The 9,390-nt window shown below is 54.3% G+C and carries 8 protein-coding genes; 2 read left to right on the top strand and 6 right to left on the bottom strand.

Annotated elements, in window-relative coordinates; genetic code table 11:
* Nucleotides 1-189: 189 nt before the first annotated feature.
* Entirely contained in the window at nt 190-2,661 is a 2,472-nt protein-coding gene (locus CA13_RS06710) for a YidC/Oxa1 family insertase periplasmic-domain containing protein (RefSeq protein WP_146395169.1), read from the top strand.
* A 3-nt stretch (nt 2,662-2,664) separates the two neighbouring features.
* Here CA13_RS06710 and trhA read toward each other — a convergent pair whose 3' ends face one another.
* Together trhA and CA13_RS06700 are read right to left on the bottom strand one after the other, a co-directional pair.
* Complete coding sequence (gene trhA / locus CA13_RS06705; RefSeq protein ID WP_419194016.1) at nt 2,665-3,354, bottom strand: PAQR family membrane homeostasis protein TrhA; 690 nt, start codon at nt 3,352-3,354, stop codon at nt 2,665-2,667.
* A gap of 5 nt (nt 3,355-3,359) precedes the next feature.
* A complete protein-coding gene (locus CA13_RS06700; protein ID WP_146395168.1) occupies nt 3,360-4,295 on the bottom strand; it encodes an alpha/beta hydrolase in 936 nt (311 codons plus the stop codon).
* Nucleotides 4,296-4,417: 122 nt separating this feature from the next.
* Between CA13_RS06700 and CA13_RS06695 the strand changes: the two genes are divergently transcribed.
* Complete coding sequence (locus CA13_RS06695; RefSeq protein WP_146395167.1) at nt 4,418-4,864, top strand: YkgJ family cysteine cluster protein; 447 nt, start codon at nt 4,418-4,420, stop codon at nt 4,862-4,864.
* Between the two features lie 28 nt (nt 4,865-4,892).
* Here CA13_RS06695 and CA13_RS06690 read toward each other — a convergent pair whose 3' ends face one another.
* The 4 genes from CA13_RS06690 to obgE all read right to left on the bottom strand — a co-directional run bounded on the left by CA13_RS06690 (nt 4,893) and on the right by obgE (nt 9,330).
* Entirely contained in the window at nt 4,893-5,492 is a 600-nt protein-coding gene (locus tag CA13_RS06690) for a nuclear transport factor 2 family protein (protein WP_146395166.1), read from the bottom strand.
* A complete protein-coding gene (locus CA13_RS06685; protein WP_146395165.1) occupies nt 5,492-7,177 on the bottom strand; it encodes a hypothetical protein in 1,686 nt (561 codons plus the stop codon). Before CA13_RS06685 ends, CA13_RS06690 begins: the two co-directional genes overlap by 1 nt.
* Nucleotides 7,178-7,333: 156 nt before the next feature.
* Nucleotides 7,334-8,137 (bottom strand): type III pantothenate kinase, encoded by an 804-nt coding sequence (locus CA13_RS06680; RefSeq protein WP_146395164.1) that lies wholly within the window; start codon nt 8,135-8,137, stop codon nt 7,334-7,336.
* On the bottom strand, nt 8,134-9,330 hold the full coding sequence (gene obgE / locus CA13_RS06675; RefSeq protein ID WP_146395163.1) for a GTPase ObgE: 1,197 nt from the start codon (nt 9,328-9,330) through the stop codon (nt 8,134-8,136). The genes CA13_RS06680 and obgE overlap by 4 nt, the downstream gene beginning before the upstream one ends.
* Nucleotides 9,331-9,390: the final 60 nt, after the last annotated feature.

Below are 9,390 nucleotides of genomic sequence, written 5' to 3'. Positions count from 1 at the left end.
GGGAATGGGGAATGGGGAATGGGGAATGGGGAATGGGGAATGGGGAATGGGGAATGGGGAATGGGGAATGGGGAATGGGGTTTTGCACCCGTATAGAGACGAACGCCTTCCCAAGATTTCCGTTGGCTGTCAGAATAACCCACTATTGGCCAAATCGCATCTCACCTCTCTTTATTGTTTGGAATCACCGTGGAACGGCGTCTTTTCACCTTTATTATCACTTCGACGGCGTTCTTCTTCGTCTATTTCACCTTGCGCTCGATGCTGCTACCCGAGCCACCAAAGGTGGAACCGAATGCCGCAGCCGAGGTTGCCGAGATGGATGATCCTGCTGCGGAGGATGCCGAAAGCACGGAGGACAGCAGCGAAAATGCGAGCGAAACGGATGTTGCGGATGCAAATGATGCCGCCGTAGACGTGGTTCCATCGGATCGGACCGAGACGCCGACCTGGGTAACGTTGGGGTCAATGGACCCAACGAGCGGCCACCGAATGCTGATCACATTGACCAGTCGAGGTGGTGCGGTCGAGCGAATCGAATTGACCGAGCGAGAGCCCAACAGCACGGATTTGAAGTATCGCCGTGTTGATATCCGCACCGGCTACCTCGGTTACTTTGCCGCTACCTCCGATTCCGAATTCGACGGTGTCACCGTGAACGTGGTCGGCCCAGGCACCCCGGCGGATGTTGCCGGAGTGAAAGTGGGCGACATCATTACGATGGTCAACGGCAAACCGATTGTTTATCGCGAAGACATCAATGCCTCGCTATTGAAAACGAAACCTGGCAAGACGATCGAGATGACCGTTTTGAGAAAAGAGGATCCGAACAGCGAACCGACCGAAGTGACTATATCCGTAAAACTCGGCGAACACCCGCTCGACCTGATTCGACTCGCTCGCGATGGCGGCGACGATCAAGTCAAAGGAAATTTGACGCGATTGTCGTGTCTGATGACTTTGTCGCAAGTCAATCGCAAGAAAATTGAAATTGGAAAACAATCGATCGAAGGTGTGGCCGACCCAGCGGAAATGGTCTGGTCGGTGCAAACTGCCGATGGTGTGGCGGTCGATGGTGTGGCGGTCGATGGTGTGGGTGAAGGAAGCCAGGATGCCGCTGAGCAAGTTACCTTCAAGTTGAACCTAACGGCTGCTGAATTGGCCAAAGCGAAAGGCCAAGCAGTCGAGTTGACTCGGACCTACCGATTGCCCAAATCGAGCTATGTCGTCGATATGGATGTGGAAGTGCGCAACCGAGGGGATCAACCGCAGGACTTGGCTTATCGCTTGGCTGGACCAAACGGCGTGACCATGGAAGGTTGGTGGTATAGCAACAAGATTACACCGAATTGGGGTGGTGCGGCTGCACGCGATATCGCTTACAAGACCGCAGCCGATGGCCGGCAATTCATTAGTGGTTACTCGTTGTTGAAGCGAGCCAAGAAGACCCCCGAAGACGCCGATCAAACGATTTTTGCCCCAGACACAGGCGAAAAATCGCAAGCGCTTAAATACATCGGCATCGATGCTCAATACTTCGTTGCCGCTTACCTGCCGCCCGAAAGTGACGAGTTTCTGAACACGTTCGCACGAGCCACGGCGGAAATCGTCGCGGATTCGGACGCGATTGAACGACACCGCGAACGTGCCGTGAATGTCTCGTTCTACTTGAACAGCGAAACCGCGACATTGGCGCCCGATGAAGCGATCCGGCAAAATCTTCGCATGTTCGTTGGTCCCAAAGACCCCGAAGTGGTCGCGCCATATGGACTAGGCGAAGTGATCTACTACGGTTGGTTCTCGTACTTTGCGAATTTGCTAGCCGGATTGCTCCATTTTCTTGCTAGCGTGATCGGGAACTATGCGATTTCGATCATTGTTTTGACGGTGCTAGTTCGTGGCGCGATGTTCCCGTTGAGCCGCAAAGCAGCCGTCAATGCCCAGCGGATGCAGGAACTCGCACCGGAGCTCAAAAAGATCTCCGAACAGTACAAAGACGACATGGAAGGCCGCATGAAGGCACAACGTGAATTGCAGGCCCGCGTCGGGTTCAATCCAATGGCAGGTTGTTTGCCGATGTTTTTTCAGTTGCCAATCTTTATCGGCTTGTATCGAGCGTTGTCGGTCGACATTGAATTGCGTCAAAAGACCCTTTCGTCGATGACCAATTGGGCTTCGAACTTGGCCGGCCCCGATATGTTGACCTATTGGGGCGATTGGATGTGGGACTACTTGTCCGGTCGAGGTACCGGATGGCTGGGGCCGTATTTCAACATCCTGCCTGTGATCGTGGTCGGATTGTTCTTGTTGCAGCAAAAGTTGTTCATGCCACCGGCGACGGACGAACAAACCGCGATGACTCAAAAGATGATGAACATCATGACGTTGATGATGGGATTGTTCTTTTTCCGAGTCCCCGCCGGATTGTGCTTGTACTTTATTACCAGCAGTTTGTGGGGGATTTGCGAACGCGTGCTCGTGAAAAAGACTTTGCCCAAAGGAAAGCACTTTGACCTTAGCACGGTGGATGGAACGGTCGTCGCAAGCGGAAAGAAAAAGCCGACTTTGGCCGAGCGGATCCGCGATCAAGTCAACAAGCCTGAGGTGAAAGCCGAACGTCCGAACAAGCGACGCCGGCCCGACATCAAAAAGAAGAAGTAAAGGCTAAACCAAGTACCAATAGATGCCCAAAAAATGGCATGTTGCGGCAAGCATGACAGCGACATGCCATCCAGCATGAAGGTAGCGAATTCGCGAGTCATTGACCAATAGAATGACGCCCAGCGAATACAGGACGCCGCCGACGAACATCGAGAAGATCAGGCCCGACGGGATGCTGCCGATCAGTGGCAACGCAGGTAACCAACCAAGTAGCAAGTACGAGATCGTGCCAATCGAGTTCACTCGGTGACGTATCATGACTTTGTGAAAAAATCCGATCGCAGCGGCAACCCAAATCGCGATCAATAGTGGTGTTCGTACGGCATCAGGAGCACAGGTGTAGATGATCGGTGTATAGGTGCCTGAGATCATCGTGTAGATCATCGCTTGATCCCACGCACGCAAGTGATCCAGCAACGGTTGACGCAAAATCGCATGCGACAAAGTGGATGAAACAAAGGTGCCGATCACACCTAGCATGTAGGCAGCACATGCGATTGCTAAACCGGTACTCTGCTCAAATGCTTTGGTGACCAACAAAGCCATTCCGACAATCGATACCGCAGTGGCTACACCATGAGTCAGCGCATTGGCCCATTCTTGGTCAATGCGAATGGGGGCGTCGCCTATCTCTGACTCCAAGTCATCACTGCCGAATTCTCTCGACACTAATGCTGCGATTGAATTTGTCACACTACTCACTTTCCGATCCACTCCTGGTCACGCATCCAATTTTCCAATAATTCGGGCCACGCATCCGTTGCATTGCCAACGGGGCGGGCGCCAAAGCCGTGTCCACCTTGGGCAAACACGTGTAGCGATGCATTTTGTTTGTATTTTTGAAGTTCACTAAACATCGTCACGCTATTTAGGCAATCGATCCGGTCGTCGCGAGCGTGGGCGAAAAAGATTGGAGGAGTCGATTCGGTCACCCGAATCTCGTCCAATAGCTTAGTCGGGTTTTCTTTTTCCACCAGCCACGCTGGATAGACTAAAACGGCGAAATCAGGGGAAAAACCGGCTGAATCGTTCGAATCGATGGGCGAATAAAACCGCTCGGTCGCCGTCGCCGCTCTCGCTGACGCGTTCCCGCCAGCGGAAAAGCCTAGCACTCCAACACGCTTGGGCTCAAGCCCCGCAACCGCGCCGCTGCGAATCATGCTAATCGTTCGTTGGATATCTTGTACCGGAGCCTTCCACGACTGTGATTCTTCGCGAGTAGGAACGCGATACTTTAATACTACCGTTGTCACCCCGATTTCGCGAAGGAATTCGGCAATTTCCGTGCCTTCCAAATCCCATGCCAAAATGGAATAGCCACCGCCGGGGCAAACAACGATGACCGTTTCCGATTTTTCGGTGTTTTTGGCATGGTAGACGTGCATTTCAGGCGTCGAGACGTACCCCAAGCGGACCACATCTTTACCGCCGACTTGGCGGCTCTCGGGTGTACTAGTGTCACGCTGTGACTCACTCGGCGCGGTCCAGGTTGGCGGTTGTTCCGGCCAAACTTGTATCACCGAATCTGCTTGGGTGACATTGGCGGGCGATTCCGCCAAAACGTTTTGAACGTTGGTCGCAGTGCCCGATAAGACAGCTAGAAAAAGGATCGTGTAAGCAACGGATTTCATCATCACACAGCCTCGGATTTAATTTCACCAAATGTCGTAAGTCGCTCATTGTCGACGATCAGAGTCAAGATAGGCAAGCCCGCCTACGCTTGACCTGCCACCGTAATCGGTACCACAATCGGGGCATGGCTAAGAAACAGAGTAAGAAGAAAGACGACAAAAAAAAGAAGTGGTACGCCGAAGGACTGCGGTTCGAGTGCACGCAGTGCGGTGATTGTTGCAGCGGTGCGCCTGGGTTTGTGTGGGTCAACGAAGAAGAAATCGCTGCCATGGCCGAAGAAATGGAAATGGAAATCGATGCGTTCGAGCACCAATTTGTTCGCCAAGTCGGCCGCGAAAAAAGCCTCAAAGAGTATCCCGACGGTGACTGCATCTTGCTCGGTCCCGAGTCTCGTAAATGCACGGTTTACGAATCACGGCCAATTCAATGTCGAACGTGGCCATTTTGGGATAGCACCGTGAAGAAACGTGGTGATTGGAAACAGGCGTGCGAGGTCTGTCCGGGCGCAGGCACCGGAAAGCTTTACACATTCGACGAGATCGAATTGCAGCGAAAACGCAAATCGGTGTGATCGCTGCCGGTCGGATCAATCGTTCGGATCAACGACGATGTTTTGCCGATAGTCGACCGCAGACAAAGCCTAGCAGAATGCCTCCAAGGCCAGCCGCCAGCATCGATGTCGCTAGCGATCCTTTGGCTTGGTTGAGCATTGGATTGTTGAAGATGTTCGCGGTTGCCTGAAAACTAACGACTTGCCAATCGGCGTCCTGTTGGCCAAGCGTCGCCGTCCAGTGACTTTCAAGCGTGAATTCGGAACGGTCTTCAAGTGTGAAGTGATCCGCGATCGTTCCTTCGACAATCGCTGTATTGTCGTCGACGACAATGAACCCGTCGTCAACGTTCATCTCGTGATCGACGTTTTCCACCGACGAAGCCTCGCCGCTGTAAAGCCTTTTGTGGATCTCGATAAAGTCTTCGTTCCGATGGCTCGTTTCAGCGGAGTACCAAGTAATGGCGGCATCGTCCGAAAACTCATCTAGCATTGCGGCAAGGTCATCTTGCTGATAAGCGGCTGCAATGCGATCCATGACCGCATTGGGTGTCGCTGTGTTGTTCGGCTCGACGTCGTCGGCCAAAAGTCTCCCGCCACCGAGAACGGCAACCAAGGCAAGTGATAGTAATGGGATTCGATAGTTCATTAAAAATTCAGTTCCGCGATCGTTTTGGCGACTTGTTGTAGGTCCACGCCTTCGACTGGTTCCGCCATCGACTTGAGCCAGCGGATCGATTGGTCGCGGTGTTGGGGCGTGGCCTTTTTTGACACCGCTTGAAAAGCCGCTTTCGCCGCGACCGTTTCGGGATCGTCGGGGCTCATGCCAAAAGTCGCAAGTTTATGGGCGAGGGTAAGAGGGATTTCGTCGAACGCAAACTCAAAATTCCTGGCGTTCCGTCGGACAACCAGTCGCTCCGGGTTGGGCTCGACGACTAGCAAGCGGACGCCTTTGATTACTTCGAAGTCGCTTCCGGTACTCTGTGCCGCAATCCCTCGTTGAATGCCATTTCTATAGTGGACCGCTAAGTCCGCCAATTGGTAAAGCGACTCGGCGCGAGCGATTTGTTCGTCCGTTCCCAGCGACTCCGTCGCCTGCTGTGCCAGTGGTTTCATCCGCTGCCAATCGGCTGAAATGATCGCCCGGGTTGCATCGCCAATTAATGTTTCTTGGGCCGCCATCTGAGCGGGTGTCAGTTCCGGCTCGGATGTCAGTTCCGGCTCGGATGGCATTTCCGGCTCGGATGGCATTTCCGGCTCGGATGGCATTTCGGTTTCCATCGCCGCAGACATTTCGGTTTCGTTTGCCGGAGTCATTTGTGTATCGGGTTCTGGCTCGACGCCCGACATCATGTCGTTTTCGGTGTCCGGAACAAGTTCCGGCGTCCCGTTCGCTTGCAGGTTGTCGGCAAGTGATTTTGCTTGCGGCTTTGGCCGCGACTTGAAGGGTTCCCGAGGCATGCTGCCTAAGACGGGATCGAACACGCGTCGGTTACGATTGCGATTTTGTTCATCGTCGGGACGCGTGGTTTGGACGCCCGCACGTTCGCTGGGCTTGGTCGAAATTGAAAAGCCATCGTCCGACGTAGTCACCTCAATTTTGCCTGGCCCCCAAACTGTAAACCAAACCAAGCCGAAAATAAGGCCGGTAAGCGACAGCGATAAGAGCCCAAAGAAGAACGTTCCCAAATGGGATTTGTGACGACGTTGGGCCGGTTTTCGATTACGGACCGATACGGTGGGAGACGGCCGCGCGGCGGCACGCGACGCTGTCGGCGAGTCAGCCGAAACGGGCGAGTCAGCCGAAACGGGCGACTGGCCGAAATCGGGGCTAGGTACTGGGCTTGAATCGGGGCTCGGTACTGAGCCAAAATCGGGGCTCGGTACTGGGCTGGGATGCGGCACGTGATCCGGCTGCGGCTTTGAAAGCGGATCGCTATTTGGCAATAACCCGGCTAGTGGATCGGTGTTGGGTAGCAGCCCGGCAAGTGGATCAGACGAGGCCGATGGTGACTCCGACGATTGCGAGGGAGGAGGCGGGACCGAGGGTAATGCTTCGAAGTCAACAATCCCCAAGCGAACGTCAAATTCCTTCTTGCGGCCAGGGTTCAGCAAAATCTCGCGAGCTTGGTTGATCATCGCCGTGGCTTGATTCCAAACCGAAGGGTCTGCGGTTGGCTTGGCAGCTTCGAGTCGGCGAACGGTTTGCTTGATCGAAGTTACGATCAACTGCAGATTGGGTTCGCCATCCTCCAAGCCGAACACCTGATACGGATGAGGATCTTTCACCCCGTCAGGAATTGGCAGCAGGTCGGAGATCTTCTTAGACTGCATCGACAAAGTTTAATTGGAGGAGAAGAAAAGGAGTTCCGCTTTGCTTTTGCATTTCAAACCGAATTTGTCACCTGTCGTTCGGCGGAAGCCTGTTGGCCCGCGGAAGCCTGTTGGCCCGCGAAACTAGGTTAGCCCGTGCACCACTGCAAAGCGACACTATTTTGGTGGTCGGACCAAATCGCACAGCCCCTCGAGCACCAATTCGGGCTGGACCGTGTGCGTGTGTTGGACCCAACCCGAGATCACGGGTGCATCACCGCCGCACAAAACAACCGTCACTTCATCACCTTGCTGCGTTTCATTTTCATAGGCCTGCACGAGCCGGTCAATGGCTGCGGTGACGCTGGTCAATACGCCAAGTTGAATTGCCTCCGAAGTGTTTTTTCCTGGAATGCGGAGCGAGGGCGTGTCGGTCCAATCGATCGGTGGCAGCGCGTCGGTCCCCGTGGCCAAGGCGTTGGTTTGCAGGTTCAATCCTGGCAAAATCGCGCCGCCACAAAATTCGTCTGACGCATTCACATAATCAACCGTCACCGCCGAACCGGCGTCAACAATGACCAGTGGAGTCTTGAACCGGTTTTGGGCCGCAAACGCGCTGAGTAATCGGTCAATGCCGAGCGAGCCGGGTGCATCGATTCGCATCTTCATCGGCACATCGTGGTGAGTGATCTGTTGGAGCGTCGTCGAGGGAATGGACTGGGCAATCTGTTTACGCAATTTTTCGGCTGCGCGGCGTTGGACACTCGAAATCAACCAATGCGATTGTTCGAGCGACAACTTGCTTGCCGCCGCCGTTGACTGGGCCCATTGGACAATGGCCGCAGGCCAATTCGCTCGGTCGAGCTTGAACGCATGGACCAGTTTGAATGAAGCACCTTCGGAAGGGGCAAGCGGCTCGATCGACAATTTCACGGCCGTGTTCCCGACATCGACCGCGACCAAGGCGACGGGGCCACTCATTTATCGCTCTCCGTATCGGTCGCGATATCTTGTTCGTACGCTTCGTCATCGAAATCACGTGGTTGATTTTCGTTTGACAATTGTGCCGTTGCGCCGGACAGGTGAGGTGGCAACTTTTTCGGACGTTTCTTTTTCTCGCCCTTGGTTGATTCGGAGGCGTTCGGTTGCGACGGACGATTCGATTTTGCATCGGCAAGCGCCTCGCGCCGACGTTCGACCCGTTCCATGATCTCAAGTACAAGCGGGTCGAGCCCTTCGCCTGTGACCGCACTGATCAAGAAAACTTCTTTGCCAGTTTGCTCTGCGATCGTTTCACAAATTGCTTCCGAGCCCGGCATCTCTCCTTTGGAAACAACCACAATCTCGTCCCGTTCACCAAGTGATGCATCATATTGAGTTAGCTCGGCGCGGATTGCGTGGTAGTTTTGAATCGGGTCACTCTCGTCGACAGGGGCAGGTTCCACTAAGTGAACTAACAAACCGGCCCGTTCGACATGGCGGAGAAACTCGTGTCCTAACCCGATTCCATCGCTTGCCCCTTCGATCAATCCAGGGATATCGGCAAGGACAAACGAACGCTCGATACCAACTTCCACGATCCCAAGGTTGGGGTGTTTGGTGGTAAAGGGATAATCAGCGATCTCGGGACGCGCGGCACTAATTCGGCTCAATAGCGTGCTCTTTCCCGCATTGGGCAATCCCACCAGCCCAACATCGGCGATCGATTTAAGCTCTAGGATGACATCGCGAATTTCGCCGTCTCCGCCGAGTGTTCGATCACGCGGGGCACGATTGGTAGCGGTTTTGAACGAAGCGTTACCACGGCCACCTTTGCCGCCACGAGCGATGACGAATTCTTCCCCTTCGTCGGTTAAGTCTTTGATCACAAATCCGTTCTCGGCATCGATCACGGTGGTACCGGTCGGCACGAGCAACTTTTGATCGCGGCCGCCGCGCCCATAACGCATCGAACCTTGGCCCGGTTGGCCTTTGGGAGCCTTGTAGAATCGGCGGTTGGCGAATGCTGCCAAACTGTTCACGCCGTCTTGAGCGTGGAGGATTAGGCTGCCGCCGTCGCCTCCATCACCGCCATCGGGCCCCCCCTTGGGAACGAATTTTTCGCGGCGAAAACTCATACAGCCATCGCCACCTCTACCAGCGTGCAATTCAATGCGGACACGATCAACGAACATAACGAGTGCTCTTACTCAACAGAAAACGGCTGACCCGTGCTTCATTTGCAGGTCAGCCGC

Source organism: Novipirellula herctigrandis, assembly GCA_007859835.1.
Lineage (GTDB): Bacteria > Planctomycetota > Planctomycetia > Pirellulales > Pirellulaceae > Novipirellula_A > Novipirellula_A herctigrandis.
The sequence above is the reverse complement of the archived record's forward strand: the minus strand, read 5'-3'. Positions and strand labels throughout refer to the sequence as shown.